Source organism: Candidatus Curtissbacteria bacterium (assembly GCA_024654445.1).
Taxonomy (GTDB): domain Bacteria; phylum Patescibacteriota; class Microgenomatia; order Curtissbacterales; family GWA2-41-24; genus JANLHP01.
In genome coordinates, this window is the sequence record JANLHP010000017.1 from 1 (window position 1) to 26,041 (window position 26,041).

Consider the following 26,041-nt stretch of genomic DNA (forward strand, 5'->3'; position numbering starts at 1 on the left):
CGACCCTGAGTGGAATCGAAGGGTCGACTTCGCTCGAATAAGCAAAAGCTTGCGGTCCTCGCCTTACAGGCTGCGGGCCTAAATATTCTTCGAGCGAACGAAGTGGGTCGAGAAGTTTCCCTTAATACTGAGCACTGTAATTTAGAATTTTGATATTGTTTCTAGCTTTGAAATAAGTCTCGTTTTCTTCGAAAAGCGATATTCGGATTTATAACTTTATTGGGTTAATTTACGAAGCCAAGAAGGTCTTTTGACTCTTCTGACATTTTTGTTGGGCTCCAAGGAGGTTCAAAGGTAAGTTCCACGGAAACAGTTTTTATCCCCTTTAGTGATTTTAGCCTTGCAGAAATATCTTGGGTAAAGTAAGAATCGAGAGGACAACCTGGAGTCGTTAAGGTCATAACAACATTAACGTGAGTGTCTTCGATGTTTACAGAGTAAACAAGGCCAAGGTCAACAATGTTAACACCGAGTTCGGGGTCGATGCATTCACGAAGCTTGTCGATTATGAGTTCCTGGGAAATCATTATGCAGCCTAACTCTACACTACGAGGGGAATCTAAGTCAATTTTGACGCCAGACGCGGTAGATTACTCCGGCTTTATCGTCAGAAACATATAAATTGCCGCTGTCGTCGAAGATCAAGTCCACTGGTCTGCCGATAGCTTGGCTGCCATTTAAAAATCCAGAAATAAAATCTTCCTCGCCCACTACCTTGTCCCCTTCCACGTTAAGTTTGACGACTTTGTATCCTACGGGGCGTGTGCTGTTCCAAGATCCATGAAGCGAAACTAAAAGATCTTTTTGCCAACTTTCCGGAAACAATTTGCTTTCGACAAACCGTACGCCGAGAGGGGCACAATGAGCACACAGTTTGTAGACGGGCGGCTCTGTTTGAGAACAAGATTTGGAACTATCTGATTCAAATTTATTATCGCGGACGCGATCTCCGTAGCAATAAGGCCAGCCGTAATCTTTTTTCTGTTCAATTATGTTGATTTCGTCTGGGGGCAGATTATCTCCCAAAAAGTCTCTTCCCATTTCGGTTGCCCAGATTTTGTCGCTTTGTGGATGAAAGTCGAAAAATACGCTGTTTCTTAAGCCTTTTGCGAAAATTTCGGTTTGTTTTGTTTGAGGGTTGTAACTTAGAATTGTCGCTAGTTTTTCGTCGGCTTCGACGCAAACGTCGCAGGTGGAGCCCACAGAAATGTAAAGTTTGCCACTTTTATCAAACCCCAGGGTTCGCGTTGAGTGTCTGCCGCCTGAAGGAAGAGTCGTTAGTTGTTCACCACTTGTTGGCTTTAGATTCTCTGGGTCATAGTTGTAGCGAGAGAGCTTTTGAACTTCGGCAACGTACAATTTGCCGTCTCTTTCGGCTAAACCATGAGGACGATCAAGCCCATCGAGAACTGTAACTGTCGAGTCTGCTTTTCCATCTTTGTTTTTATCAGGAAGCGCAACAACTTTTCCTTCGCCAGGTTGGCTGACTAAAAGAGTTCCTCCGCTATCAATCATTAGTACTCTTGCGCCTTCTACGCCTTTTGCAAAATAAGAAATGTTAAAGCCATCTGCTATCTGTAGACCTGGTTCGTTGACGGTTGCTCCTGTATTTTTATTTTCCACTTTGTTTATCAAATCAGCAGGAGATTTGGCGGGAAGCGCAGCCGGAAGCGCGCCGCGGAAGCGAAAAATGGTCAGTGTTGCGACAGTGATAAAAGCAAGGGAAGCGACTAAAAGAATTTTGGTCCTGATTCTCATTGAAGTGGAGTGCGTGTTTGGTCTATTCTATCATTAGAGGCAAAAATATCTGAAAATCCGAAGGGGGGTGATTTTTACTTATGGCAAAATTGAATAAGCAGAGTGACCTCATTAAATTCTTAAGTTTATGGCTTGCTGCTACCGTTACGCTTCTTGTTCTCGATATGGTTTTGGGTGTATCTGTCGTTTTGGGCAACGCAAATCTTACTGCTCCACTTGCAGCCGCAATTTCCGGCATAGTTATTGCTGTTATTGTTTACATTGTTCCAACCGCGGTTAAAACTGTTGGTATGGAAAAAGTGCTCGTGAAAAATGAAAACGCGTGGTACGGAGTATTTCTCCTAGCTAATATTCTTGGCGTATGGGCTCTTAAAAGGCTAGCAGACGTAACAGGGCTTGGAATTTCAAGCATCGTGTATGTTCTTTTGGTAGCTGTTGTTCTTACTTTGGAAGTCTGGGCTGTTTCGAGGTTCCTTGGTCCAATTGGAAGGAAGTAGTTTTAGCATTAAGGATTGCTTCGACTGCCTCGAAGAGTTTTTGTGCCGCAATAGCGTGAACTGCCTCGTTTGGGTGTGAATCGAATTTGCTGGCAACTAGAGTTTGTGGATTTTGTCCTTCCAGATCTTCTCTCAAGTCAATTGTTGTGATTTTATTCTGAGCAAAAAAACTTTTAAGTTCATCGTGCACATTTTGGGCAGGATAGTTTGGCCCAAGCAAGTGTGTGAACGGAAAAATGATTACAACAACTTCTTTCTTTTCTTTTTTAAACTCGTCGAGGAATGATTTCATTTCTTTCTTGTGATTTTCGAAAACTTCGACTTTTTGGTATTGGTTAAGATCCGCGTTTTTCAGCTCTTCAAAAGTTTGTTTGTAGCGGCTCGAATATCTCCAGTAAAGAAAATCGAAAAGAAACGAGCGGTCGGACATGAATTTCACCACTTTAGCTTGCTGACTGTTTTTGTCAATTATCGGAGTACCGGTACTTTTTTCTTCAGGCTGAATGTCGTTTAAGAAATACTGCCAAACGATAATGTCGAAGTTTAAATGTTTTACCTTTTCAAAATCTTTTATCTGAGTTTCTGTGTCTGTTCCCGATTTGCCGAGATTGTAGACTTCAACCTTGTAACTTGTGCCTTTTAATTTCGACTCCAGCAGGTTGGAGAATCTGTCTTCCGGCTTTTCGATCCCTCCACCGAAAGTGATAGAGTCGCCCAAGACTCCGATCCTGATTACTCCAGTTTCTTTCTCCGTGTTAAAGTTTCGGTCTCTATAAAAATAATTATTTGTGACAACGTGCCTTTGCTGCCATCTGGTATTTGTATTCAGGAAGCCGAGGCCGTCGGATTCGTCGTAAACGTAACGGAAATAAGCTTCGAGCATACTCGCGGCTAGAATAAAGAGGAAAATCGTGAACAGGAGAGAAATAATGATCTTTTTTGTTTTTTGAGATTTTTCCGACTTGTATACTTTGAAGCTTCCGAAAATTAGCAAGATGAAGGACAGAAATAATAAAATTAGAAACAAGGAGAAGTCTTTTAGAAAGTAGCTGAGTCTGGACCAGAGATTAAAGAGCATATGGAACATGTTACCAAAAAGTAAGACGTCATTCTCGACCAGACCCTTGAATCTAGATTCCCGCTTCCGCGGGAATGACAGAGGGGGGGGGCGAGTACGACATGGGAGGGTTTTTGAAATGATAAAATTTATTGCTCATAGGTCAATAAATTACTCACTCGCATGAATGCATCAGTAAAACAGCAAAAAGACGATGTAAGAAAAAAGGTTCTTTTGTTAAGGGACAAGTTGACTGATATTGAAGTTGAACAAAAAAGCGATGTTATTTTTCACAAGGTAACTCGACTGGAAAATCTGGATAGTGCAAAAGTCGTTCTTTGTTATTTATCCTTAGGAAGTGAAGTAAAAACAACTAAAATCGTTCAATTCTTGTTGAAAATTGGCAAAAAAGTTGTCGTTCCGGCATATTTTGACGATGGTTATATTTTGGCTGAGTTATCAGATTTAAATAATCTAATTGCGGGTCCTTATGGAGTGCTGCAGCCAAAAGTTATGCACGAGGTAAATAATAGCTCAGTAGACTTGGCAATTATTCCAGGCGTTGCATTTTCCAAAGATGGCATAAGGTTGGGTTATGGAAAAGGAGTTTTTGATAAATTACTAGCTGGATCGAAGGCTGTAAAAATAGGTCTGGCTTTCAATTTTCAGGCCGTTGACGAGCTTCCGAGAGAAAAGCATGATTTAGTTGTCGACATCTTGGTGAACGAGGGGTCTACTTCACTGCCTTTTAAGAACAACTAGCTTCGAGTTAATGAACAAACTTTTGAAAGGAATTTCTTCTAAGATTACCCACTCCCCTTTTAGGTAATTACCTTCCAGGTTTCTCTCTGAAATGATCCAGTACGTTTGTTTGTCGCCCGGTAGCGGCAACACTGCTTTTTTCTTGTCTCCTCCGGCTTTTTTGATTTCCTCCGCTGCTTTGTTTTCAAAATCGAACCAAATCGACCAGGTGTATTCTAAATTCGGCAGGATGTCACAATGGCAAATGCCAGAGTTTTTAAGTTCGTAGGCCTTTTGTTGCGCAATGCCGTTTTCATCGTAACGAAGCTTGGCCATTTGAAGTGAGGAGACAATTAAAAAAATTATAAGTACGTAGCCAATTTTGCCCTCGATTTGTAAATTTTTAGCAGCAAGAGCTGTCGCTAATGCGAAAAACGGGAGGGCAGGAATAATATATTTGGGGAAGTTGAAGACTGTAACTATTGAAGAAACAGTAATGGCGCAAAAAACTAATATCAAAAACGCGGCAGAGGTTGTGGTTCTTCTCCATCTAGAAATTCCAATCGACAGGATAATCGCCCAAAAAGGCAGAGATAGACCAACAAGAAATTTCCAGACGTGGGGCCAAGGGATTGGGAAAAGATATTCATATCTATAGAGAACAAGCGGGAATCCCAGGTAGACTTTTTGGGGGAATAAAATAATATCCAGTCCGTAGATAATCACTACAAGCGCAAGAGAGAAAGAAACCAGCATTAAATTGTTTTTTACAAAACGTGATATTTTTTTTACGTTTTTAAAATATAAAAGGATAATAATAGGCGAAAATAATCCAAAACCTTGGCTTAGGAAATTCAACAACCTATGGAAAACTTCAATTAAGTTGAATTCTAGAATTGTCTTTTTTATCTCTGCTGTATAAATAAACCTTGCGATTGTTTGGTTTTGGGGTTGTTGCGAGTTCCAAAAATAATAACTTCCGGCCATTGCCGGCACTAAAGTTGCGAAAAATACTTTTTTTAAATTATTTTCAATTGTGTGCGGTTTTCTGCTTGAAAAAAGTACCGCGAGAGCGAAGCAGAGGGGAAGAAGAATACCAATTTGCCTAGTCAAAATAGCACCGGTTGCAAACAATGAACCTAAAGTTAGATCTTGATACCTGTTTTCCCTTAACCCCTTGAGGTAAAAATAAATCGTGATTACTTCAAGGGTCAAAAAAGGAATTTCTGTTAAAAACGTATATGAATATTGGATTATCCATGGTAGCGACAAAAAGAATAAGGTTAAAAAAAGGCTATTTTCTGTTGAAATTTCAAGCAGGCGTTGTATTTTATATATAACTATTAACAATAAGGGGAGTAAGACCAGCGTTGAGATGTGTAGCGTGGAAAAAGAAAAACCTAAGGCTTTTGAAAACATGCCTCCCCAAATAATCGGCATAATTAATGACGGGGAACTCCATTCGGATATTTTAATTTGATTCGTTTGTGCAAAAGTCCTTGCGCTTTGGGCGTACGCAAAATCGTCGCCCGCAGTCTGGCTTCTTAGGGGCAGCATCAAAATTAAAATTGCGGCGCTTGCAAGAAGGATCAAGGCCTGCGCCTTGTAGTCAGACATCTTGAACAAATGGTATCATCTTTTTCGTATCTTTCACGATATTTCAACTAATGTCATTTAAGCTCGCGTACTTATTGTTTTTCCTTTCAGGAGTTGCCGGTTTAATTTACGAAGTTGTTTGGAGCAGACTTCTGGTTTTGGTCTTCGGCTCTACAACTAATTCAATAGTTGCGGTGATTTCTGCTTTTTTGGGAGGGCTGGCAATTGGTAGTCTTATATCCGGAAAGATTGCGGACAGATTGTCATTTGCAAAACTGATTAAAACCTACTCGTGGCTGGAGCTTTTCATAGGTTTAAGCGCTGGGGCGACTTTACTGATTATCCCTGTTATCAAAAATTTCTACAGCGTGTTATCGGATGGGACGCAAATTACTCCCGGAATTCTTGCTGTGAAGTTTGCTCTAACTATTTTGGTTCTGATTATCCCGACGACTTTAATGGGCGCGACGTTGCCTATTTTGGCACGCTTTTTGGAAGGACAGTACAAGTCTACTACCAGGAGCTTGAGTTATCTCTATGCGGTAAATACGCTCGGGGGAGTTGTGGGGGTAGTCCTTTCAGCTTTCATTCTAATTGAACTGTTTGGTTTGGTGAGCACACTACTTATCGGCGTTTTACTTAATGTTTTGATTTCGGCTTTGGCTGGACGTATTGCCGCTCGCGGGCTAAAAACCATATCAAGAGAAAACCTCAAGTCAAACTTCAGCGCCCTCTTTAGTTTAAATAACGTTCTGGTCATATCCTTATTTGGAGTTTCCGGCCTAGTTTCTATCGCTTACGAAATACTCTGGACGAGAATCTTTACTCCGACGCTTGGAACCTTTATATACGCTTTTGCCAGTGTGCTTGCGATTTATCTTCTGGGTATTGCGCTCGGAAGTCTGGTCTGGGACAAATTTAAAACTTTGGTTGGTGGTCGGAATATGGCTTTTGCGATCTGTGAGCTGGCAATCGGCTTATTTGCGCTTTTGACTGTCATTTTGACGAGCCGTTATTTTGGGCAAATGTTCGGCGCGGATGAAAATATTCTGTATCAGGCTAGAGAGGCAGCTTTTAACAGGCGGCAACTAATCGTTCTGATGATAATCCCGGCGACCTTATTTATGGGGCTTACCTTTCCGGCCGTTGTTGATTTACTCGACAAAAAGCGGCTTTACGGAAGCACTGTCGGTCTTGCTTATTTTGCCAACACTGTCGGTTCTATTTGCGGCGGGTTTTTCGCGAGCTTTTTTATAATTCCCAAAATAGGCAGTTCGCAGGGTGTAATTTTTCTGGCAGCGATTAATTTGGTGATTGCCGCTATTTTTATTTTCAAAGAGCAAGAAGCCAGGCAATATTTAAAGCTTTCGGCCACTTTAACGTTGGTGGTTGCCGTAGTACTTTGGGGCTGGCTGTATTCTTCGAGAGGCAATTTTTACACGAGCATTAATCAAGCGAGAATTGACTGGGCGAAAAAAAATAATGTGAGTTGGGTGTTCAAAGAAGATCAGGTAGCGTCTGTTTTGGCGTTTGCCGATACTTCGGGCAATCACAACCTTTTTATCGATGGCATTCCGACTACAACAAAAGTCAGAGAGACGAAGTTAATGGCCCATATCCCAATCTTTCTACACCCGGACCCTAAAAATATTTTGGTGATTGCCTTTGGGATGGGAAGCACTTTCCGTTCAAGTCTTACCCATAATATTGAGGCTGATGTCGTTGAACTTGTACCGTCCGTGCCTCCACTTATGAGCTTGTTCTATCCGGATGCCGATGAGGTGCTAAAAAATCCAAAGGGTGCGGTTATCATAAACGATGGCAGAAACTACGTATTTTTGACTAGGGAAAAATATGACGTTGTGACTATCGATCCGCCCCCGCCTTTTAATGCCGCGGGTACTACCTTATTGTATTCCAGGGAATTTTATGAAGATATTTCAAAAAAACTTAAGGAGGGAGGGGTCGTTAGTCAATGGGTGTGGTTTGGTTCAAGGGATGACGATATTGCGATGGTCACAAAAAGTTTTGTCGAGGTTTTTCCTTACGTTTTGGCGATACACGCGCCTGAAAGTAGGGGGCGAGGAGGAATGTTCCTGGAAGGTTCGTTCAGTCCGATTGTAATTGACCGGGACAAAATTGAAAAAAGGTTGAACGAGAACCCTAGAGCCAGGATGGATCTCAGCGAGAGTTTCTCTGATTTTTCTATCAGCGAACTTGAGGAATTAGTTTTTGCGAACCGTGAAGATCTGGTCAGATGGACTCAAGGAGTTAATGCAGTTTCGGACCAATACCCGCAAACGGAATATTTTATTCTAAGACACAAATTCACGAAAAGAGAAGACGTTTTTAAAAACTCCATAGATAGTCTTTTCGCTAAGCGGGAGAGCGATTAGACCTATTCTACCAATTTCGTCTTTGTGATTGGCCAAGGATTGGTAAAAATCTGGTAAAATATGCGGAACGATGCGGGATCGTCTAATGGTAGGACGACGGATTCTGGATCCGTCTATCTAGGTTCGAATCCTAGTCCCGCAGCACGACTGTGCACCCATGTAACCGTACCCTCGGTATTCACACCCTCAAATGCTGAATGGTCTGCCTAATGTTGCAAGAAGCGTCTAGTTATCCACTCAACAATATCTACAATAATTCGAATTTTTAGCCTCAAAGTGCTAAAGTAGCACTGTGAAGATAAGAAATTTTGGTGACTATTTTGACACTGAAAGTGTCATTGAACTGCCAAATTACCACAACTCAAGTTGGATAACTTTAAAATCCGAAAGCGGTTTTGTTGAAGGTAAGTTGCATCGACCGGAATTTGGCAGTCAACAGCTAATTATTTTTGAACCAGGCTTCCCGGGAGACGCATCAACTCGTCTTGAAAAATTGTGGCTTAATGATCTTCTCAAGAACAACTTTACGGTATTTGCTACACGTCACAATGGAACTATTATCAATGGCAAGTATTCCGATAATTACTTGAACTGTCCGGAAAAGCAAGATTGGGCTAAAAAACATCAGCAATTACTCTTGGGAAAGAAAGATTCTTACACGCTTGCCGATTGGTTAGTTGAACCACTCATTGCACTGGAAGCACTTGAAGATACGTTTGATGGAATTTTTCTAATCGGGCATTCTTTCGGAGGCCTAGCTGTCTTTTACAGCTTGATTGAGTTTGTTAAAAGGCGACCTGACAAAGCACAAAAAGTACATAGAATAATATCCCTTTCCGGTACATCAGGGAAAATTAAAAACCAAGATGATCCAATTCTCAAACAATGGGCAGATTATTTACCAAGAGATTCAGCCGGAGAACGGGTTAATGTTGGAGAACCCACCGAAAATTTAAAAATCCTCAAAAATGCTTACGAAGAGATTCATGATGAAGCAAAAGTGATACCGGAATCAACAGAAGTAATCTGTGTAATGGTGGAAAACGACGAATTAGTTCCTATAAAAGAAGCAGAAGAGATTCTTACGACGCTTGGTCGAGGATATTTGGTGATAGATAAAACTGAGAAAGCAGATGAAAATACTGGAAGACTTGCGCATGACATGGACAATCTACCAGCAGAGAAGTTCCTCGACTTAGTTAATATCGCATGGAAGCCAGAGCAGAAAGTGACCACTTTATAGAATGGCAATGATTGATATGCCTTATGTAAAACAGCCAGATCCAAAATCTTGTGCCTTAGCTTGCTACACAATGGTTGCAAAATACTTTTTTCCAGAGATTACTTTTGAACAAATAGCAGAAATATCCAATTGGCAAAAAGGATATGTGGTATGGGCTTTCAAGTTTTGGCTTTGGATTATGGATAAAGGAGTACATGTAAATGAATATGATACTCTTGATTATGAAGCCTGGGCAAAAAACGGTCTCATCGGCCTAAAAAACTCAGTACCCGAAAAAGAATTTGAGTATTACTTGGAAAATTCTAAAGACTTGGAAACATATACATCAGATATTAATAAAGTGTTAAAACATCAAAATTTTACTTTAGTAAAAGAAAAACCGACCTTTGAACTATTGGAAAACGCCGTTAAGAATGATGGGGTTTGTGAAGTAGTACTCGATTCCAGGACACTCAGAGATCGTGAGGGTTTTTCGCTTCATAGAGTTGTTGTGTTAGGAATAAGTGATGATGAAGTTATTTTTCATGACCCAGCTTATGCCCCAAACACAAAAGTTTCAAAAGAAAAATTTATGAGTTCTTGGCTTGAAGCAGTGCCTGAGCCTGAGCTTTGTATTTATAAGACTGGCAATGGAAAAACAAATTAAAATTCCATTAGGAAATAAGAAATATATTTACGGGACACTTCGTGGATCTCTTAATAATCCACTAATTATCATAGTTCATGGCTTGGGAGGATTCAAAGATGAACATATACATTTTAACGGTTCGAAGTTTTTTGAAAAAAAAGGATATTCCGTCTTCCGTTTTAACTTATATGGTTATGAGAAAGACGCCAGGAAACTGCAGGATTGTACATTGGCAACTCACGCCAAAGATTTAGATACAGTAATAGCTTATTTCAGAAAACAAAAAGTTAAAAAAATCTATGTCGTCGGACATAGTTACGGAGGGCCGACAATTCTTTCTTCAAAAAATAAAAATTTTGACAAGATAGTCCTTTGGGATCCAAGCATTGACCCGGAAGATATTATCAAAAAGGAATTCAAGAAACTTGAGGGCACCGATATGTACTATGTAGATTGGGGTTTAGCAGTAATTATGGGCAAGAAAATGGCTAAAGAAGATAAAAAGGTTAAACCGCTTGAACTTGTCAAAAAGATTCATGTGCCAATTAAATTCATATTTGCGGGTAAGGGAGACATGAAGAAAATAGACTGGGATAGATATTTTAATGCTGCAAATGATCCAAAGAGCAGAGTACTACTTCCCGAAGCTTCTCACAACTTTCATGAAGATGGTATGGAAGAAAGACTATTTAATGAAACTCTAAATTGGTTGAATAATTAACTTTAAGAAGGTAACGAGGACGTAACAGTGCGATCTTTTATGTATAGTTGTCTTTCGAATGACATCACAAGATCTCTTTTTTCTTTAACAGTTCCACTGTATAAAATGTATTTCGCAAAATTTACCTCTTCTAGCGGTCTGCTGTTTGGATTAATATCTTGTTCGTAAAGTACTTCTTCCCTTATTTTTGTGTACGAATCGCTGCTTGTTTTCATTTTGTCTGCAAGCTTTAAAAAACCTGGGTGGGCTATGTTCATGAAATTGATATATCTTAGTATTTGTTTTATTAGTTTCTCCTCGTCAATGTATGGCTCTTTACAACCTCCAAGCGGTCTGGCGCAGTGGTAATACACGTGTCTTCTTGGCTCATAGACTTTCCTTTTTCTAAACCTTTCCTCGCCAATCATATTTGATTTGCATCTACCACATCTGAATAATCCCTTAAATATGATTTGTTTGGCTCCCCATTTTGACTTTGGATAAGTTGCGAGTTTTTTCTGTACCTCATCAAAAAGTGCCTGCGTAACGAACGGCTCATGCTTACCTACATACCAGATTCCGCTATTAACTGGGTACTCGAACCTTCCTGTGTAGAATGAGTTTTTTAGTGACAGATATATCTGGCTGAGCGCGACGTGTTTTCCTTGACGGCTTTTAAAGTCAATTTTATCGAGCCACCTTTTTATAGTTCTTCCGCTTTCCCTTTTGTAGGCAACCCTTTCGAACATTTCTTTAATAACTGGCGCTCTTTCGGGATCAACTATTATGTCTTTTACTCCTCCAAATGCCCTATTAAAATAGCCAAGTGGCGCAACACCTGGCCGCCATCCCTGTTCGCATTTTGCCCTAATACCTCTTTTTACGTTGATTCCTTTTTGATCGTTTTCTAGTTTTGCCTGAGAGCATAGAATCATAAGCAGGAATTTCTCGTTAGGGTTGTTGGTAAAAGTCTGGGAAAAAGTCTTAATTTGTGTAAGTTTTTCCTGATCCATCAAATCGACTAGCATTCCCAAATCTCCTGCATTTCGACTCAGTTGTCGGGAGCCCAGGTTAAAATTCCGGTAAACATACCAGATCTGATATCCGTCAGTATTTGATTGAAAACTGGCCTTTGTCCTGACATCTTGGCCGAGTGGCTCTCCTGCCTTATTTCCTTTATGAAAAGCCCTTCACGAATTGCCAGGTCGTTCATCTCTTTGATTTGGGAATCAATAGACATTGTCTGGCGTTCGTCTGACTCGCTGCTTTTTCTCGAATACAGGCAATATTCTGTTTGTGGTATTTGGTTTAAAGGTAGGGTCGGTAACGCCGTATTGTCCATGCCAGTGGTACAGAGTACCGCATGGGCTGTGGAAGTCTAGCCAGGGGAATTTTTATAGTCGCTCAGTAAGTTCTTTATAAGCAGTAATAATAAAAGGCATCTGTGGCGTAATTGTTTCCATATCCACTCCAACTAAAGGATTATGTGCGGAAGCGTCACCGAGAAATTTTATACCCTGTATTTTTTGAGCAGTCTTAGGCGTTAGAATTGGAACCCCTCGAATTTTCTCTACAGCAGCAACATTCAACATCTTCTCGAGTCCAACTAGGCCTCCAGGGGAATTTTTATCTTCAATTTTTGCCCCGATATTATTTCTTGCGAAAACAATATAAACCAACTTTTCCAAAATTTTTCTTAAAAGGAATGCTGTGCATGTTCCACTATTGCCAAAGTTCAAATTAAGATCTTTAAGTTCTACTCTGAAATCTTTTTTTAATTTTTGCAGTACCTCTTCCGAGAAAAGGTTCTGTTTCACGGATTCAATTTTCTCGCTTGTTGCACTTATTTTCTGAATGTATTTGAAAGCCAACCTTTTCCCTTTACGAATTAAAAATGGAGATTTTGTAAGTGCTTTACTAAGATCTGACGGGGAGAAATTATGATTCCATTCCTTTTTAATTTGGTCCGCAACAACCGATAATGCGCGCTCCTCATTGAAGAAGCCCTTAATCCATAGCAGTTTTATTGCCCCAGTTGCGCTATTAGTGTCTGCATCATTTTCTTTTTGCATATACTTTCGTTTTACCTTCTTTCATAGTTGTTAATGGCCCACTTTTTATGGATAACCTATTCAAGGTAGTCTGAATAACTTGGATACTATAGTTATACCCTTGCTCAGCCATGGCCGTTTTAACTTGCGGTGCCGTCCGCGGTTTTTCAAAGAAATTTTTATCTATCAAAAGTAAAATTCCACCTTTAGAACCATCGTACTTCTTATTTTGAGAGTTTGTGACTTTTTCTTGGGCTATGTTATCAAACACTGCGGATTCAAGCTTTTCGAGTCTTTTTTTGATTTGCTGAATTTGTTCTAAAACTTTGTTACCCATTAGGTTACTTTCTCACTACATACTCCCAGTTTTTTGTTTTTGAGTTTTTTATTCGTACCAAAACTCTTGAGCGTGTTAGATTCAGCAGTCCCATGGCAACTGTTGACTTTGGATAGTGTCTACCCATCTCTTGGAGTTTATTTATTACTGCGATGAGCGACTGAGGACTATTGAGAAAATCCTCTCCGATCAAAATATTCAACGCACCAACTGTCCCTTTGGTTTCTTTTTTTTGTAATTTTGGAGTAGTTGGACTCCCTGCTATTTCTGCTAGTTCGTAAACTAAAGAAACAATTTGCCTTGCGATTTCCGATGGATCTTTTTTCATCTTTTATCTCATTTGGTATTTAAATTGTCCCTTTTCTGGCCTTTCTCTTTTTAAAGCTTTATTTTTTATCAAACTAAGAAGCGGCTTCATAAGAGAAGTCTTTGGTTTATTTATGCCCTCCACTCGAAGCTTTTCATGGATTTCAGAAAGAGTTTTCGGCTGATCAAAAAAACCTTCTCCAATTAAGCTATGCAGGTCTCCGGCCAGTCCAGTTGATTTCTTTGAACCGGATCTTCTAGAACCACTATGCCCTGAACTTATCGAAGATCGGAGTTCTTTTAAAAGACTTTCCAGTTGACTGATAATTGTGAGAGGATCTTTGCTACCCATAAGTGTTCAATTATTTTCATTATTCTATTCCAAAGTATTTAGTCTGTCAAGGGGGTTTTTGCTTAGCAAAAATTAAACATTACTGTCAATAGCTCTTTTGTTTAATGTCATAATCAAAAGGAAGTTTAATGCTTCTGAGGCTATAATTAGCCTCTTTCAAGTTTACAATTTTATGTCGTTAAATATTTGATTTATTTTCACCTAAAATAATTCCAGTGCAATTGGGAGATTAAATCCGAAGAGATTACCTATATTTAACTATATCGTTGTCTTTTTTGAGACAGTCCCTTTTTATAGTGTCCCATTTGTCCCATTTAGCCTCGAAAGTGGTACACTGAGTTGTTTGAGTTATAGCGACACAAGGGGTCCTGACCGGCATGCTCAGCATTTATCTTTCCTCTGTGCAAGTGTGCATACCTTTTCTTGATATACTTTCTTAATATAAGTACGAATGGAAATACTCGGTTTACCGCTTATTATTTTTGCGAGATTAGCGTTTCCCCTCCTTATCCTTAAATTCCCACTTCTTGGTTTTCTCTGGGCAATAAATTTAGACATTGCTGACTGGCAATTTTACAACGTAGAAAACGAGCAGCAATTTGCTATTTATCAAGCTGTTGACAAAATTCTAGATGCTTATTTTATGACTTTCGCGGCCATTGTAGCGCTTAGGTGGAAGGATAAAGTCTCTCGGAATATCGCTCTTGTTGCTTATTTTTATCGGCTAGTCGGTATTCTGATGTTTTTAATGACCCAGAAAGACTTTGTCTTTTTATTGTTTCCAAACTTTTTCGAAACGTTTTTTATTTTTTACCTTTTGTTCAGGCTTTTCGAGAAAAAGGAGGACTTATTTAACACTAAGAAGTCTTATTTTGTAATTTTGCCTCTGCTTTTTGTGCCAAAGTTGTTTCAGGAATTTACGCATATTGCAGAAGACTTCCCTCATAAGTCTTTCGTGATGGCGTTTGCTTATACGACCCTGCCTGGTCTAGCTCTACTTTGGAGACTTTCGAAGAAATTGAAATGAAATAACACCTGCCGACACCATACGAGCTTGCAAACTAGACAGTGCAAGCTCGTATTTTCTACTTTTCACTTTTTTTAGACGTGTCGTCCGTGGCCCAAATACCTTCCTACCATCAAAAGTAAAAGCGATCCGCCGACAGCTAGAAGGAACGAGCTTAGGTTGAATCCTGTGATTCCGACACCAAATAGCATAGCGCCAATGAGTCCACCCACAAATGCGCCTACTATACCTAGAACTACTGCTCCTAGAATTCCTCCGTAAGAAGGCCTTGGGTCAACCATGTTCGCGATTACGCCTGCTATGATGCCAAATAATACCCAACCAATGATACTCATAATTCACCTCCTTTCAGTTATTTAAATTCTAGGTATAAAAGGTATTTTTTAAATCAAAATTATGAAAGGAATTAGTAAGAAAGTTCTGTGAATTTTTATTGTGTTCCTCGCCCTTTCGGGCTGCGGGACTAAAGAAAAATGAGGCTAAATGGGATGTGTTTATTACTTTTTCTGCGTGAATTTTTGCAGTCTCTTTACGGTTTCGTCTTTCCCGAGTATTTCCAGTGATTCGTAAAGCGGAGGTGTCACTTCGCGGCCGGAGACGATATTTCTGATTGCTTTTATAAGTTCAATTCTATCTACGCCCTCTTCACGAGCTGTCTCGTCTATTGCACCTTTTATGCTCTGCGCTTTCCATTCTTCTAGCTTTTCAAATTTAACTACAGCATCTTCTAAAAATTCCGTTGCTATCGAAACAGGCAGAGGTTCTTTGGGTGGTTCAAACAAGAAATCTACAAGAAGTTTAAATTCACTAATTTTGTTGATTCTGTCTTTTGTGATTGGGATGAGTTTTTTAGTAACTTCAGCGTCATAACCTGGAAAAGTTTTAAGAATTTTTGCGAGCAGTTCTTTGTCGGAGAGCTTCCTAATCCATTGACCATTTAGCCAGTTGAGTTTTTCTACGTTAAATATTGGGCTGTTTTTATTAAGACGTTCTAGGGAAAAAATTTTGGTGAGATCTTCGAGCGAAAAAATTTCTTTATTGTCTTTGGGTGACCAGCCAAGAAGTACCAAGAAGTTTACAAGTGCTTCAGGCAGATAACCTTCTTCCACATATTCCAAGACGGACTTTGCGCCTTCTCTCTTGCTGAGTTTTTTGTGGTCGTTCCCTAATATCGGTGGTACATGGACAAAATTTGGCGGCTTCCACCCTAAAGACTCGTATAGGAGCAAATGTTTTGGCGTAGAAGAAATCCATTCGTCTCCTCTTATTACATGAGATATTTTCATTTCATGATCGTCAATAACGGATGCGAAATGATATGTGGGAAACCCGTCGGATTTTATTATTATGAAATCTTCAAGAACTTTAGACGCGAATTCGACTTTGCCATGGACAACATCCTCCCAGGACAAGATTCCATCTTCGGGAACACGGACACGCCAAGCCCCTTCATCTTCATAGGCGACGTCTTTCTTCTTAAGTTCTTCCAGGTATTTTTTATAAGTATCGACTCTTTCGGACTGCCTGTATTGCTCGTCCCAGATCAAGCCTAAAACTTTAAGACTTTCCTCTATTTTCTCTTCAGATCCTTCGACCAATCTTTTTCTGTCGGTATCTTCTATTCTTAAAATGAACTTTCCGCCTGACGCTTTTGCAAAAAGGTAGTTGTAAAGGGCTGTTCTTATGTTGCCAATATGAGGTATTCCTGTTGGCGATGGTGCGTAGCGAACGCGTACTTCGGACATGCTAAAATTGTATCATCGATGTCTTCTCTAACCCAAACAGCTATATTTTCCCATAAAGCTTTCAGGTGGGCACTGCTTACTGTTGCCGTTATTGTCTCCTTAATTGTACTTTTTATGATCGGAATGTCTTTGAAGAATTCTTTTTTTCCTTCAGCGCCTCTACCTGGAACTGTTTCATTTGGAAAAATTCCCAGGATGGATTTAACCTTAGGAATTGCCCCGACACCGGGAACTACATATCAGCTGGAGAATATTAGCGGAGACTTACCTGCGCTTTCTCCGTTTTTTAAAGTTTTCGCAATCGCCATGCCTGAACCTTCGTTTGGGGCGCAACAAAGGATTATATCGAGTGCTTTGGGAATTGGCTTTGGTCAAACACCTCAAGACACTGGCACGTCATTAATATTTAGAGACGACGAGGATCCTTCAAAGATTTTGACCGTAGATATTTTGAGCGGTAATTTTACTTTTGACAGTGGTTTCATGAACGACCCGAAGTTGTCGAGTTCCCGGTCAAAGGATGCCGCTTTTGCGATAGCAGAAGCTTCCAGTTTTTTTGGTCGCTGGGGCATAAGTCTTGAAGATTATCCAGAAGAGCTGGCCCAAACACGAATGCTGAGAATCGAAAACGGGGTATTGGTTGATGCTAATTCGCTTTCACAGTCAAATGTAGTTGAAGTAACTTTTAGGCCAGGGCCTATAGACAACGCGCCTGTAATTTTGTTGAGGGAAAACGATGCACCGCTCGTCGCTCTTGTTTTTGATGACGAGGTTGTTAGGGCGAAAGTAAATATTGTTCCAGTACAAAAATATAAATTTGCAACTTATCCTCTGAAGGGAACTGCCCGGGCGTTTGAAGAATTAAAAGCAGGAAAAGCTGCTTTCAGTAAAGCTCATGCGGGAAAGATTTCCATACTTGATGTGTCGATTGGATATGTTGTTTCTCAAAATTCCCGAGATTTTTTGCAACCGGTTTATATATTTGGCGGTGTTGATGGTTTTGCCGCTTATGTACCGGCCGTTTCTAGTGAATGGCTTAAGGATTAACCCAATAGTGGTTTTTAAACGCCCATTCGATCAGCGCCTTTGATTCAACAAACCTGCTTTCAGATTTTAGAATGACAGTAATTATTGTGTTTCCGTTCCTGGCCGTTTGAGAAAGCAGAATTTCCTTAGACCCTTCCGTCTGACCCGTCTTAACACCAATTACCCCTTCGACTTCTTCTAATAATTCGTTGGTGCTTTGCAGAAAATAGGTTTTGTTTCCGGTAAGATCTGTAACGACTGTGCTTTTTGTCGCAACAATTTTGGCAATTAATGGGTTGGAAACGGAAACTTTAGCAAGTTTTGCAAGATCGCTTGCTGTACTAAAGTAAGCAGGATCATCAAAGCCGGCGGGGTTAGTGTAATGAGTATTGTTCATGCCGAGTTCCAAGGCTTTCTGGTTCATTTCGCGAACAAATTCACCAATATTATTACTGCAAGAATAAGCGAGTGCGTAAGCGGCGTCGTTACCAGAGACAACGAGCATGCCATAAAGCAGACTTTTAATGGTTACTTTGTCACCCTGAGAAAGACCCATGCTGTTTGGTGATTGTTCGATGTAGGTTACTGTAACCACATCGTCTGGAGAACATTTTTCTAAGGCAACGAGCGCTGTCATTAATTTTGCGGTTGACGCTGGAAGGAGTCTGAGATGTGGATTTTTCTCAAACAGAACAACGCCGCTCTTGGCGTCGATTATAACCGCTGATTGAGCTGAAATTTGAGGTGATGGTTGCGGATTTTCAACGGGCAAAGGATAAGGGAATAGTTTCGGTAGATCTTCAGTTTGCAGTGGTTGAGTTTTTTTCTTGACTCGAGTTTCAACGTTTGGTTTTGTAATTACTAAAAGAAGTGAGGCGAAGATTAAGGCAATTATCAAAAAACGTACGTACTTCACATCATTTTTCTTGAGTCGAAAATCTTGTGTCGACTCTTTCCATGTCCCTGGGGAAAAGAGAGGCTTCTCTTACATTTTGGAGACCTAAGATGTTCATTGTTATTCTTTCCGATCCGAACGAGAAACCCCCTTCTGGCGGCATCCCGTATTTAAAAGCTTGTAAGTATAGTTCGCTTTTGGCCAAATCTACTCCTCTTTCTTTGGCTCTTTTTGTAAGTTCTTCTAGGTCGTTGACTCTTTGACCGCCTGTGAGCCATTCGACTCCCCTGCCGATAAGATCAAAGCTTAAAGTGTATTCAGAATCCTCCGGGTCGACAAATGTGTAGAATGGTCTTTTGCTTGTTGGGAAATGAGTAACAAAAACCAGTTCGGAATCTTTCTCTTCTTGCGCCCATTTGTATATTTCTTTTTCGTCTTCGGGAGAAAGATCCGGTTCTTTCTTGGCTTCTCTTCCTGTTCTCTTGGCAATTATTTCCTGTGCTTCTCTTAGTTTAATTCTTGGTATTTCGCCTTTTACTTTTGGCAAGCTTGCTTCAAGCAATTTTAGTTCGTCGCCGGCTTCTGATTCTACTTTGTCAAAGATATATTTAATAACATACTCTGCCATGTCTATTATTTCTTCCCAATTTTCTATAAATCCAAACTCCGCATCGAGCGTTGTTACTTCTGCAAGATGACGGGTTGTAACGCTTGGCTCTGCGCGAAGGGTTTTGTTAACAGCAAAAACTCTCTCGAAAACGCCAACAAGAATTTGTTTGTAAAATTGAGGGCTTTGAGCAAGAAGTGCTTTGTGGTCGAAATATTTCACCTCGAACATTTCCGACCCGCCTTCCGCACCTTGAGGAATAATTACGGGCGATTGGAATTCTGTAAAATCTTTTTCCTTAAGACTTCTTCGGAAAGCGTCGATTATAACTTCTTGAACTTTGAAGATCGCTCTGACTTTTGGATGCCTGAGAGTAAGGCTTCGAAAGTCCAACAATGTAGGTAGTTCCAAATCCAGGGTTTCTTGGCCCATGTCAAAAGGAAGTTCGTGGGCTTGCGATAACACTTCAACTTTTCCGATTTTAAGCTCTACTTCGCCTGTTTTTAGCTTTTTATTGACCATCGCAGGTGGACGTTTTTGAACTTCGCCTTCGATCTTTACTACGTACTGGGGTTTTAGTGAAACTACATCTTCGCCCGAGCCAACTGCTTGAATAGAACCACTGTAATCGTGAATATCGACGAAAGTAATTTTGCCGTGATCTCTTTTGGTGTCGACCCAACCATAAACGGTAACTTTTTCACCTGCTTTGACGGGAGTATCTGCGATCGTTGTTCGAGGCATATGTAAATTCTAAACTAAATAGATTTGACCCGTCCAATCTTACCTTTCGCCTTACTAGATTTCTAGTGCGGTTTAAGGGGCTATTTTGGCCGGGCTTGCCCCGTTAGGAATATGGTTCACTTGTTATGTGAGATTATTGGGTGAACCCTTAACAGGGCTTGCATTCAAAGCTAAAGTTTGATACATTTTTAGAAATGGCTTTGAATTTTGTAGTTGTTACTCTCCTTACACAAGGTCTCTTGCTTGGCAAGAGGCTTCGGGAGGGTATGGCTTAAAATTTTAAAGCCAGTCTTACAAAAGATTACCTCCTAAAAGCAGGAGGTTTTTTAATGGCTAAAAAGGAGGTGAAACTATTATGTCAGAGAGAGATCAACCGAACAGAGAATTGATTTTCAGAATGCCGGGCCAGGTTGAAGTCCGGGCTACTAAACCGCAACATTTGGTAGAGCACGGTATTGAAATGCATCCTGACGGTGTTGGAAGAATTTGGGGTCAAGAGGCAGCCGAGGAATATTCACAAATAAGAAGGGCGACTTCTATCAACGAAGTCATTGACTAGGCAAATAGAAGAATTAATCAAAGAGAATTTGTTAACAATATGAACGCTTAGTTGCTGTTTACAACTAAGTCTCGGATTTTGAGTTGGATTGTACCGTTGCCCGCGTACTTGTCATCTTCGAGTGTGTAGACTAGGTCTATAAGACTGCCTGGCCTTATTTCTGTTCTCATGTTGCCAATGTTAAATCCAATTGCGCCGATGCCATCTAGCTGGAGTTTTAAGTGGCGGCTTTGAGGTCCGACTCCTCTCACATCTTCGACGATCATTCTTCTTGTAAGGAATAATGGAAGGGGGTTTGCTATGCCGTAAGGCTCGAATGTTCCGACGGCCTTTACATTCGCCTCCGTCATGTCTTCTTTCTCGAGTTCACACTCAACTTCGATTGTCGGAGTTAAGATTTCTTCTGTAATTTTAGATTCTGCGTACTTTATAATTTTTTCTTTGAACATTTCGATATGTTTTGTTTCTATTGTGAAGCCTGCTGCCATCGGGTGGCCTCCGCCGTCGACTAAATATTCTGACGATTCCCTGATCGCTTCCACAATATTAAATCCTGCGATGGAACGCGCGGAACCTTTAGAAAAAGTTACGCCTTTGGAGATGACGATCATTGGTCTGTAATGTGCTTCTACTAGTCGGGACGCGACAAGACCAATTATTCCTTCGTGCCATTCTTCGTGTGAAATTACACCTATAATGGAACTTTTATCGACCATGCTTATTGCGTGATCTACTGCTTTGATGGTGAGATCTTGCCTTCTGACGTTTGTTTTACCAAGGAGCTTGGCGAGCGAGTTCGCCTGTTCTTCACTTTTTGCACAAAGAAGTCTTAGCGCATCAATACCGTGCTCTATTCTACCCATCGCGTTAATCCGGGGGGCAATGATGTGCCCAATTTCGTAGGTTGTAATTGGGCCGTTTATGCGAGATTCGGTAATTAGTGCTTTAATACCTGGCCTTTTCGTTTTTCTAAGTTTTTCTAAACCCAGTTTTACAACGGCTCTGTTTGCTCCGACGAGAGGCATGAGATCAGCGACCGTCGCTATCGCTGCGAGCTCGAGTTTATCAGTCAACTTTTCTTTGTAGTCGGGTTTCAGCGTTTCTATAATCTGCCAGCAGAAGCGCCAGGAAACCCCGGCCCCGCACAATTCGGTTGTATGGACGAGTGCGTACGATTTTGGTGGAATTTTTGGCAGAACGTGGTGATCCGTTATTACAACGTCTACGCCCAAACTTTTGGCAAAGTCTACCTGTTCAACTGCTGTTACTCCGTTGTCGACTGTAATTATGAGCTTTACTCCTTCCCTTGCTAATTTTTCTATTCCTGCCTTTGATAGGCCGTATCCTTCGGTTATTCTGTGAGGAACGTAGGGGAGAATATTGGCGCCGAGATCGTAAAGTGTTTCCCACATAATGGCTGTCGCGTTAAGACCGTCGGCGTCGTAATCGGAATAAACAACGCATTTTTCCTTGGCTTTAATGGCTGTAATTACTCTCTTTTTCCCTTTTTCTAAATCGGAAATTTTAACTTCCAATATTTGGTCTATCGTGGGATTCAAGAAGTCTTTGATTTTTTTTGGGGTTGTGAGTCCTCTATTTTCCGCGAGTATTTTAAGAAGCCAATCCTTATTTTTCTTAATGGGAGCCTTACTTTTTACCTTCCAAACGAATTTAGTCATTTAAAATATTTTAACAAGACATTATATCAGCAGACTTATTCACTGAGCGAGCGATGCGAGTCGAAGTGTCATAATGTATGACTTCGACAAGCTCAGTCAATAATGATCCACGTTATTCTTTGAGCCTCGTTAATATATAATTTCATTATGGTGGATGAAAAAGTAAAAGAAATTATGAATAAACTCGAAAAAGCCGGTTTCGAGGTCGCTGTGGTTGGAGGCGCGGTGCGTGATATTCTGGCCAAAAAGGAACCTGTGGATTGGGACCTTACGACCAACGCCAAACCGGAGGAAATTTTGAAAATATTTCCGAAGGCTTTTTACAATAATAGGTTCGGCACGGTTGCTATCGGAGAGGAAGGCAAAAACGTTGTTGAAATTACTACGTACAGAAAAGATGTCGAGTATTCGGATAGCCGTCACCCCGACCGTGTTGAGTGGGGAGAAAAGCTTGAAGAGGATTTGGCAAGGCGTGATTTTACGATAAATGCTGTTGCTCTTAGATTCAAAGACGGAGAGCTTGATGAGACGCCTATTGATCCGTTCGGGGGAGTTAGTGACTTTGCGAAAAAGGTGATTAGAACTGTTGGAGACCCAGACAAAAGGTTCAAGGAGGACGCCTTGCGGCTTTTAAGAGCTGTAAGATTCACGGCTACTTTGGATTTTGAAATCGAAGAAAAGACGTTCGCGGCGATTGGCAAAAACGCTAAATTACTTTCTAAAATTTCCGGTGAGCGCATACGTGATGAGCTTTTCAAGATGATCGCGAGCGGTAAAGGGGCAGAAGGAATTCTACTTGCGAGAGACACTGGCTTGTTGGCAGTTTTTATGCCGGAGCTTGAAAAGTGTTTTGCCGTTGAGCAGAAGAGCCCAAAGAGGCATCACATTTTTGACGTTGGCACTCATTGTGTAATGAGCTTGAAGCACACTCCATCCAATGACACGATAACGAGATTTGCAACGCTTCTTCACGACATCGGTAAAGCGGAAGTTGCAGATGTTACGGAAGAAGGAGTCAGGACCTTTTATAACCATGAAGTCGTCGGTTCCAGAATCGCAAATAAAATTTCTGACAGGCTTCATTTGTCGCGCGAACAAAAAGAAAAAGTATTTAAACTTGTGAGGTGGCACCAGTTTAGCGTTAACGAGGAGCAGACCGATAAGGCGATAAGACGATTTATTAAAAATGTGGGGTTGGAGAATATTGACGACATGATTGATCTTCGAATTGGGGATAGGCTGGGGGGAGGGCTGGAGGAAGCAGAAGGATGGCGCCTAAAGCTTTTTAAGCAGAGAATTGCGGATGTTCTTAAAAAACCGTTTACAGTTGCCGATCTTAAGATTAACGGGCGTGATGTGATGGAGATTTTAGGGCTTGAACCCGGGCCAAAAGTTGGAGAAATTTTAAATAAATTGTTTGAGGAAGTTTTGGAAGATGATAAGAAAAATAAGAGAGACTACTTGATCTCAAGGATTAAAGAATTATCTAGTTGACAATTTTTAGTTCTTTTGCTGATACTTGCCCTTCACCTCGTCCGCCTTTTACCAGTAAAGTGGTTCCAACTTCAATATCCGAAAATTCGGCTTCTTGGCCGTTCTTGTCGGCAATCTCTGTGTCATTAAAAACATAAACGAATTCCGTTCCATTATTGTCATTTCTTTTGACCAATATTAATCTGGAATCTTTGTAAGTACCATACTTCTCCTTCTTTATCTCTAATACACCTCATGTGAACTCGGAAATCCACGGGTCGCTATTATTGCTTGATGGTGGAGATGATGCTTGAGTTTGCAGTATTTGGCCTGGACTTTTGGCTTTTAAAAGAACTGCCGACAGTATGGCTATTGCAATAACTAAAGCAATTAGCTTTGGATTTACTTTCATCTTTTTGATTTTGACCTGATATTATTCCAAACAACTAAAAGTGGCGATGCGATGAAGATGGAAGAATAAGTTCCGGTTACAACTCCGATTAAAAGAGCGATTATAAAGGGACGAATTGATTCACCGCCAAAGAGCAGCAGGGCGCTAAGAACTATCACAACCGTAAGTGACGTGTTTAAGGATCTTGCCAAAGTTTGCAGTATTGAGTGGTTAACAATTTCTTCCAGACTGCTTGCGCTGTGCCTTCTAAGATTTTCGCGAATTCTGTCAAATACGACTATGGTGTCGTGAACAGAAAATCCAAGGACAGTAAGAAGCGCAGTTATAAAGAGTGAATCTACTTCTAGGCCTAAGAAGTGACCAAGGATCGAAAAGGCTCCAATAACAACAACGACATCGTGAACGAGAGCAATAACAGTGCTAACTCCAAAAGCAAGAGATGAGGCTGGTTTTGGAACTTTGCGGAAAGCCCAAGTAACGTAAATTACAATCGCGCCAATTGTCATTGCTACAGCGTATATGGCTTTTTCTGTCAGCTCTTTTGAAACCGTTGGGCCGACCGTTTCAAGTCTTACGTCTTCGACTTTTCCATAAGTTTCATTTAGTTTTTGTTTTAGGGTGCTAATTTTTTCCTCTTCTGTCGCTTTCATCCGGACAAGTGCCGAGTTTTCGGAAGTTCTCGCGATTGAGGATATTTCGGCACCGTTTTCTTCAAAAGTCTTTTCGATTTCTTGAGGGCTTAGGGATGATTTTTCTGTGAGTTTAATTTCCCACAGAGTACCGCCCGCAAAGTCTATTCCAAGTTTCAGGCCCCAAGCATAAAGCGCGATGAGTCCAGCTAAGGTGATTGCGATAGAAAAAGTGAAAAAGATGTTTTTGTGTTTTATGATGTTCATTTTTGTCTTACCCAAAATACTCTAAGCAATGTTCGGGTCACCGTTATTGCCGAAAACATTGAAACTAGAATACCGAGAGCTAAAGTAAGGGCAAAGCCACGGATCGAACCGGTTCCAAAATTGAAAAGTATGGCTGTTGTGATTAGAGATGAAACGTTCGAATCGCGAATAGAAGACCATGCTCTGTTGAAGCCCGTGTAAAGAGCTTCGCTTTTTGCCTTACCCCATCTTCTTTCTTCTTTGATCCTTTCAAAAATTAAAATGTTGGCGTCGACCGCCATACCAACCGAGAGAATAAACCCTGCAATACCGGCTAGAGTTAGGGTAACAGGAATAAGCTTAAAAACAGCAAAAGTGATTAGGGTGTAGATAATAAGCGCGACAGTTGCAAAAACTCCAAGAAAGCCGTAGTAGAAGACCATAAAAAGGCTAACGGATGCAATGCCGATTGCAGCTGCTACCAAACTTTTTTCAATGTAGCTTGCGCCAAGCGTTGGACCGACTCTTGTTTGACTTTCGATAACAAGCGGAACTGGAAGAGCTCCCGCATTTAAAGCTACAGCTAGTTGTTTTGCTTCCTGGGAAGTAAAGTTTCCGGTGACCTGAGCGTTACCATCCGAGATGACGCCTTGTACAACGGGCGCAGAAATAATTTCGTTGTCAAGAAACATCGCAACGGGTTTGCCCATGTTTGCTTTTGTTATTTCTTCAAACTTTTTTGCTCCTTCTTCGTTAAATTCAAGGTTTACGATGTATCCTGGGTCTTTTGGATCTTGGCTGGGGGCAGCGGAGGCTCTTTTAAGGTCCGCTCCGGTAAGGTTGGTGGATTCAAATGTCGGCTCTATTGCTTGCGCTGTTGCCTCTGGTGGGACATCTTTGACCGTTTTAAATTCCAATTGAGCTGTCTTTTTGACAATAGAAATTGCTTGGTCGATATCGGATATCCCTGCTATTTCAACGATGAGTCTGTATTTGTCGTTTGACTTTGATGCCTGAACTACCGGCTCTGCGACACCGAGCGCGTTTATTCGGTTTTCAACAATATCTTTTGCAGACTCAAGAGCATTGTCTCGATCTTCCTGGGGAACGTTTGTCATGTCCGCCGACATCGTAAGTTGCACTCCGCCTGCCAGATCGAGCCCTAGCTTAGGTTCAAGATCACGTTTGAAGATGCTTGTGTTGATTTGAGGATGAGAAATTTCTCTTCCTTTAATATTAATTAAAGGAAGATTGATAAATATAGCCGCAAGCGTTATCAGGATTATAAAAAGTAAAGTGAACCTGGGCCTTTTGGGCATAAAGGGATTATATATCAG

The 26,041-nt window shown here is 40.8% G+C and carries 29 protein-coding genes and 1 tRNA gene; 11 read left to right on the forward strand and 19 right to left on the reverse strand.

Annotated features, from left to right (window positions below):
• Positions 1-224: 224 nt before the first annotated feature.
• The gene (locus NUV69_02230; protein ID MCR4324479.1) at positions 225-527 is read right to left on the reverse strand and encodes a metal-sulfur cluster assembly factor; all 303 of its coding nucleotides are present in this window, start codon (positions 525-527) and stop codon (positions 225-227) included.
• Positions 528-564: 37 nt separating this feature from the next.
• Entirely contained in the window at positions 565-1,758 is a 1,194-nt protein-coding gene (locus tag NUV69_02235; protein MCR4324480.1) for a PQQ-dependent sugar dehydrogenase, read from the reverse strand.
• Between the two features lie 80 nt (positions 1,759-1,838).
• Here NUV69_02235 and NUV69_02240 point away from each other — a divergent pair, with 80 nt between their 5' ends.
• Positions 1,839-2,255 carry a hypothetical protein gene (locus NUV69_02240; GenBank protein ID MCR4324481.1) on the forward strand — a complete coding sequence of 139 codons (417 nt, stop codon included), beginning with the start codon at positions 1,839-1,841 and terminating at the stop codon, positions 2,253-2,255.
• Here NUV69_02240 and NUV69_02245 read toward each other — a convergent pair.
• A complete protein-coding gene (locus tag NUV69_02245; GenBank protein MCR4324482.1) occupies positions 2,200-3,138 on the reverse strand; it encodes an SGNH/GDSL hydrolase family protein in 939 nt (312 codons plus the stop codon). The genes NUV69_02240 and NUV69_02245 overlap by 56 nt on opposite strands.
• A 357-nt stretch (positions 3,139-3,495) precedes the next feature.
• Here NUV69_02245 and NUV69_02250 point away from each other — a divergent pair, with 357 nt between their 5' ends.
• On the forward strand, positions 3,496-4,074 hold the full coding sequence (locus NUV69_02250; GenBank protein MCR4324483.1) for a 5-formyltetrahydrofolate cyclo-ligase: 579 nt from the start codon (positions 3,496-3,498) through the stop codon (positions 4,072-4,074).
• Here NUV69_02250 and NUV69_02255 read toward each other — a convergent pair.
• A complete protein-coding gene (locus NUV69_02255) occupies positions 4,051-5,670 on the reverse strand; it encodes a glycosyltransferase family 39 protein (protein MCR4324484.1) in 1,620 nt (539 codons plus the stop codon). The genes NUV69_02250 and NUV69_02255 overlap by 24 nt on opposite strands.
• Positions 5,671-5,720: 50 nt before the next feature.
• Here NUV69_02255 and NUV69_02260 point away from each other — a divergent pair, with 50 nt between their 5' ends.
• From NUV69_02260 to NUV69_02280, 5 genes are all read left to right on the forward strand, one after another.
• Entirely contained in the window at positions 5,721-8,045 is a 2,325-nt protein-coding gene (locus tag NUV69_02260; GenBank protein ID MCR4324485.1) for a fused MFS/spermidine synthase, read from the forward strand.
• Between the two features lie 71 nt (positions 8,046-8,116).
• Positions 8,117-8,187, forward strand: a tRNA-Gln gene (locus NUV69_02265).
• A gap of 150 nt (positions 8,188-8,337) precedes the next feature.
• The gene (locus NUV69_02270; GenBank protein ID MCR4324486.1) at positions 8,338-9,288 is read left to right on the forward strand and encodes an alpha/beta fold hydrolase; all 951 of its coding nucleotides are present in this window, start codon (positions 8,338-8,340) and stop codon (positions 9,286-9,288) included.
• A 1-nt stretch (position 9,289) separates the two neighbouring features.
• A complete protein-coding gene (locus NUV69_02275) occupies positions 9,290-9,934 on the forward strand; it encodes a cysteine peptidase family C39 domain-containing protein (GenBank protein ID MCR4324487.1) in 645 nt (214 codons plus the stop codon).
• Entirely contained in the window at positions 9,918-10,637 is a 720-nt protein-coding gene (locus NUV69_02280) for an alpha/beta hydrolase (protein ID MCR4324488.1), read from the forward strand. The genes NUV69_02275 and NUV69_02280 overlap by 17 nt, the downstream gene beginning before the upstream one ends.
• A gap of 2 nt (positions 10,638-10,639) precedes the next feature.
• Here the strand turns inward: NUV69_02280 and NUV69_02285 are convergent, their stop codons facing one another.
• Genes NUV69_02285 through NUV69_02310 form a run of 6 tightly spaced genes read right to left on the reverse strand, consistent with a single transcriptional unit; the run spans position 10,640 to position 13,662 of the window.
• Positions 10,640-11,644 (reverse strand): recombinase family protein, encoded by a 1,005-nt coding sequence (locus NUV69_02285; GenBank protein ID MCR4324489.1) that lies wholly within the window; start codon positions 11,642-11,644, stop codon positions 10,640-10,642.
• A 23-nt stretch (positions 11,645-11,667) separates the two neighbouring features.
• Positions 11,668-11,958, reverse strand: coding sequence for a recombinase family protein (locus tag NUV69_02290; GenBank protein MCR4324490.1), 291 nt, complete (start codon positions 11,956-11,958; stop codon positions 11,668-11,670).
• 52 nt (positions 11,959-12,010) lie between these two features.
• Positions 12,011-12,688 carry a hypothetical protein gene (locus tag NUV69_02295; protein ID MCR4324491.1) on the reverse strand — a complete coding sequence of 226 codons (678 nt, stop codon included), beginning with the start codon at positions 12,686-12,688 and terminating at the stop codon, positions 12,011-12,013.
• Complete coding sequence (locus NUV69_02300) at positions 12,672-13,004, reverse strand: hypothetical protein (protein ID MCR4324492.1); 333 nt, start codon at positions 13,002-13,004, stop codon at positions 12,672-12,674. The genes NUV69_02295 and NUV69_02300 overlap by 17 nt, the downstream gene beginning before the upstream one ends.
• Positions 13,005-13,008: 4 nt before the next feature.
• Positions 13,009-13,332 (reverse strand): hypothetical protein, encoded by a 324-nt coding sequence (locus tag NUV69_02305; GenBank protein ID MCR4324493.1) that lies wholly within the window; start codon positions 13,330-13,332, stop codon positions 13,009-13,011.
• 3 nt (positions 13,333-13,335) lie between these two features.
• Complete coding sequence (locus tag NUV69_02310; protein MCR4324494.1) at positions 13,336-13,662, reverse strand: hypothetical protein; 327 nt, start codon at positions 13,660-13,662, stop codon at positions 13,336-13,338.
• A gap of 451 nt (positions 13,663-14,113) precedes the next feature.
• Between NUV69_02310 and NUV69_02315 the strand changes: the two genes are divergently transcribed.
• The gene (locus tag NUV69_02315; protein ID MCR4324495.1) at positions 14,114-14,689 is read left to right on the forward strand and encodes a hypothetical protein; all 576 of its coding nucleotides are present in this window, start codon (positions 14,114-14,116) and stop codon (positions 14,687-14,689) included.
• Positions 14,690-14,763: 74 nt separating this feature from the next.
• Here the strand turns inward: NUV69_02315 and NUV69_02320 are convergent, their stop codons facing one another.
• Positions 14,764-15,024, reverse strand: coding sequence for a GlsB/YeaQ/YmgE family stress response membrane protein (locus NUV69_02320; protein MCR4324496.1), 261 nt, complete (start codon positions 15,022-15,024; stop codon positions 14,764-14,766).
• Between the two features lie 162 nt (positions 15,025-15,186).
• The gene (gene gltX, locus NUV69_02325; protein ID MCR4324497.1) at positions 15,187-16,434 is read right to left on the reverse strand and encodes a glutamate--tRNA ligase; all 1,248 of its coding nucleotides are present in this window, start codon (positions 16,432-16,434) and stop codon (positions 15,187-15,189) included.
• Positions 16,435-16,452: 18 nt separating this feature from the next.
• Between gltX and NUV69_02330 the strand changes: the two genes are divergently transcribed.
• Complete coding sequence (locus NUV69_02330; protein ID MCR4324498.1) at positions 16,453-17,481, forward strand: hypothetical protein; 1,029 nt, start codon at positions 16,453-16,455, stop codon at positions 17,479-17,481.
• On the opposite strand, the gene NUV69_02335 is transcribed toward NUV69_02330, so the two are convergent.
• Positions 17,471-18,376, reverse strand: coding sequence for a D-alanyl-D-alanine carboxypeptidase (locus NUV69_02335; protein ID MCR4324499.1), 906 nt, complete (start codon positions 18,374-18,376; stop codon positions 17,471-17,473). The genes NUV69_02330 and NUV69_02335 overlap by 11 nt on opposite strands.
• Before the next feature lies 1 nt (position 18,377).
• Positions 18,378-19,706: an aspartate--tRNA(Asn) ligase gene (aspS, locus tag NUV69_02340; GenBank protein MCR4324500.1), complete on the reverse strand. Its 1,329-nt coding sequence runs from the start codon at positions 19,704-19,706 to the stop codon at positions 18,378-18,380.
• A 397-nt stretch (positions 19,707-20,103) separates the two neighbouring features.
• Between aspS and NUV69_02345 the strand changes: the two genes are divergently transcribed.
• Positions 20,104-20,265, forward strand: coding sequence for a hypothetical protein (locus NUV69_02345; protein MCR4324501.1), 162 nt, complete (start codon positions 20,104-20,106; stop codon positions 20,263-20,265).
• 47 nt (positions 20,266-20,312) lie between these two features.
• Here NUV69_02345 and recJ read toward each other — a convergent pair whose 3' ends face one another.
• Positions 20,313-21,944, reverse strand: coding sequence for a single-stranded-DNA-specific exonuclease RecJ (gene recJ / locus NUV69_02350; GenBank protein ID MCR4324502.1), 1,632 nt, complete (start codon positions 21,942-21,944; stop codon positions 20,313-20,315).
• Positions 21,945-22,091: 147 nt separating this feature from the next.
• Between recJ and NUV69_02355 the strand changes: the two genes are divergently transcribed.
• Complete coding sequence (locus tag NUV69_02355) at positions 22,092-23,438, forward strand: CCA tRNA nucleotidyltransferase (protein MCR4324503.1); 1,347 nt, start codon at positions 22,092-22,094, stop codon at positions 23,436-23,438.
• On the opposite strand, the gene NUV69_02360 is transcribed toward NUV69_02355, so the two are convergent.
• Genes NUV69_02360 through secD form a run of 4 tightly spaced genes read right to left on the reverse strand, consistent with a single transcriptional unit; the run spans position 23,431 to position 26,023 of the window.
• Complete coding sequence (locus NUV69_02360) at positions 23,431-23,613, reverse strand: hypothetical protein (GenBank protein MCR4324504.1); 183 nt, start codon at positions 23,611-23,613, stop codon at positions 23,431-23,433. The genes NUV69_02355 and NUV69_02360 overlap by 8 nt on opposite strands.
• 57 nt (positions 23,614-23,670) lie before the next feature.
• A complete protein-coding gene (locus tag NUV69_02365; protein MCR4324505.1) occupies positions 23,671-23,829 on the reverse strand; it encodes a hypothetical protein in 159 nt (52 codons plus the stop codon).
• Complete coding sequence (gene secF / locus NUV69_02370) at positions 23,826-24,740, reverse strand: protein translocase subunit SecF (protein ID MCR4324506.1); 915 nt, start codon at positions 24,738-24,740, stop codon at positions 23,826-23,828. Before secF ends, NUV69_02365 begins: the two co-directional genes overlap by 4 nt.
• Complete coding sequence (gene secD / locus NUV69_02375) at positions 24,722-26,023, reverse strand: protein translocase subunit SecD (protein MCR4324507.1); 1,302 nt, start codon at positions 26,021-26,023, stop codon at positions 24,722-24,724. The genes secF and secD overlap by 19 nt, the downstream gene beginning before the upstream one ends.
• Between the last annotated feature and the right edge of the window lie 18 nt (positions 26,024-26,041).

What these genes read in the sequence shown, in the direction of transcription:
- NUV69_02230 (MCR4324479.1), bottom strand. Translation starts at nt 527, where the DNA reads ATGATTTCCCAGGAACTCATAATCGACAAGCTTCGTGAATGCATCGAC.
- NUV69_02235 (MCR4324480.1), bottom strand. Translation starts at nt 1,758, where the DNA reads ATGAGAATCAGGACCAAAATTCTTTTAGTCGCTTCCCTTGCTTTTATC.
- NUV69_02240 (MCR4324481.1), top strand. Translation starts at nt 1,839, where the DNA reads ATGGCAAAATTGAATAAGCAGAGTGACCTCATTAAATTCTTAAGTTTA.
- NUV69_02245 (MCR4324482.1), bottom strand. Translation starts at nt 3,138, where the DNA reads ATGCTCGAAGCTTATTTCCGTTACGTTTACGACGAATCCGACGGCCTC.
- NUV69_02250 (MCR4324483.1), top strand. Translation starts at nt 3,496, where the DNA reads ATGAATGCATCAGTAAAACAGCAAAAAGACGATGTAAGAAAAAAGGTT.
- NUV69_02255 (MCR4324484.1), bottom strand. Translation starts at nt 5,670, where the DNA reads ATGTCTGACTACAAGGCGCAGGCCTTGATCCTTCTTGCAAGCGCCGCA.
- NUV69_02260 (MCR4324485.1), top strand. Translation starts at nt 5,721, where the DNA reads ATGTCATTTAAGCTCGCGTACTTATTGTTTTTCCTTTCAGGAGTTGCC.
- NUV69_02275 (MCR4324487.1), top strand. Translation starts at nt 9,290, where the DNA reads ATGGCAATGATTGATATGCCTTATGTAAAACAGCCAGATCCAAAATCT.
- NUV69_02280 (MCR4324488.1), top strand. Translation starts at nt 9,918, where the DNA reads ATGGAAAAACAAATTAAAATTCCATTAGGAAATAAGAAATATATTTAC.
- NUV69_02285 (MCR4324489.1), bottom strand. Translation starts at nt 11,644, where the DNA reads ATGCTAGTCGATTTGATGGATCAGGAAAAACTTACACAAATTAAGACT.
- NUV69_02290 (MCR4324490.1), bottom strand. Translation starts at nt 11,958, where the DNA reads ATGGACAATACGGCGTTACCGACCCTACCTTTAAACCAAATACCACAA.
- NUV69_02295 (MCR4324491.1), bottom strand. Translation starts at nt 12,688, where the DNA reads ATGCAAAAAGAAAATGATGCAGACACTAATAGCGCAACTGGGGCAATA.
- NUV69_02300 (MCR4324492.1), bottom strand. Translation starts at nt 13,004, where the DNA reads ATGGGTAACAAAGTTTTAGAACAAATTCAGCAAATCAAAAAAAGACTC.
- NUV69_02305 (MCR4324493.1), bottom strand. Translation starts at nt 13,332, where the DNA reads ATGAAAAAAGATCCATCGGAAATCGCAAGGCAAATTGTTTCTTTAGTT.
- NUV69_02310 (MCR4324494.1), bottom strand. Translation starts at nt 13,662, where the DNA reads ATGGGTAGCAAAGATCCTCTCACAATTATCAGTCAACTGGAAAGTCTT.
- NUV69_02315 (MCR4324495.1), top strand. Translation starts at nt 14,114, where the DNA reads ATGGAAATACTCGGTTTACCGCTTATTATTTTTGCGAGATTAGCGTTT.
- NUV69_02320 (MCR4324496.1), bottom strand. Translation starts at nt 15,024, where the DNA reads ATGAGTATCATTGGTTGGGTATTATTTGGCATCATAGCAGGCGTAATC.
- gltX (MCR4324497.1), bottom strand. Translation starts at nt 16,434, where the DNA reads ATGTCCGAAGTACGCGTTCGCTACGCACCATCGCCAACAGGAATACCT.
- NUV69_02330 (MCR4324498.1), top strand. Translation starts at nt 16,453, where the DNA reads ATGTCTTCTCTAACCCAAACAGCTATATTTTCCCATAAAGCTTTCAGG.
- aspS (MCR4324500.1), bottom strand. Translation starts at nt 19,706, where the DNA reads ATGCCTCGAACAACGATCGCAGATACTCCCGTCAAAGCAGGTGAAAAA.
- NUV69_02345 (MCR4324501.1), top strand. Translation starts at nt 20,104, where the DNA reads ATGCCGGGCCAGGTTGAAGTCCGGGCTACTAAACCGCAACATTTGGTA.
- recJ (MCR4324502.1), bottom strand. Translation starts at nt 21,944, where the DNA reads ATGACTAAATTCGTTTGGAAGGTAAAAAGTAAGGCTCCCATTAAGAAA.
- NUV69_02355 (MCR4324503.1), top strand. Translation starts at nt 22,092, where the DNA reads ATGGTGGATGAAAAAGTAAAAGAAATTATGAATAAACTCGAAAAAGCC.
- NUV69_02365 (MCR4324505.1), bottom strand. Translation starts at nt 23,829, where the DNA reads ATGAAAGTAAATCCAAAGCTAATTGCTTTAGTTATTGCAATAGCCATA.
- secD (MCR4324507.1), bottom strand. Translation starts at nt 26,023, where the DNA reads ATGCCCAAAAGGCCCAGGTTCACTTTACTTTTTATAATCCTGATAACG.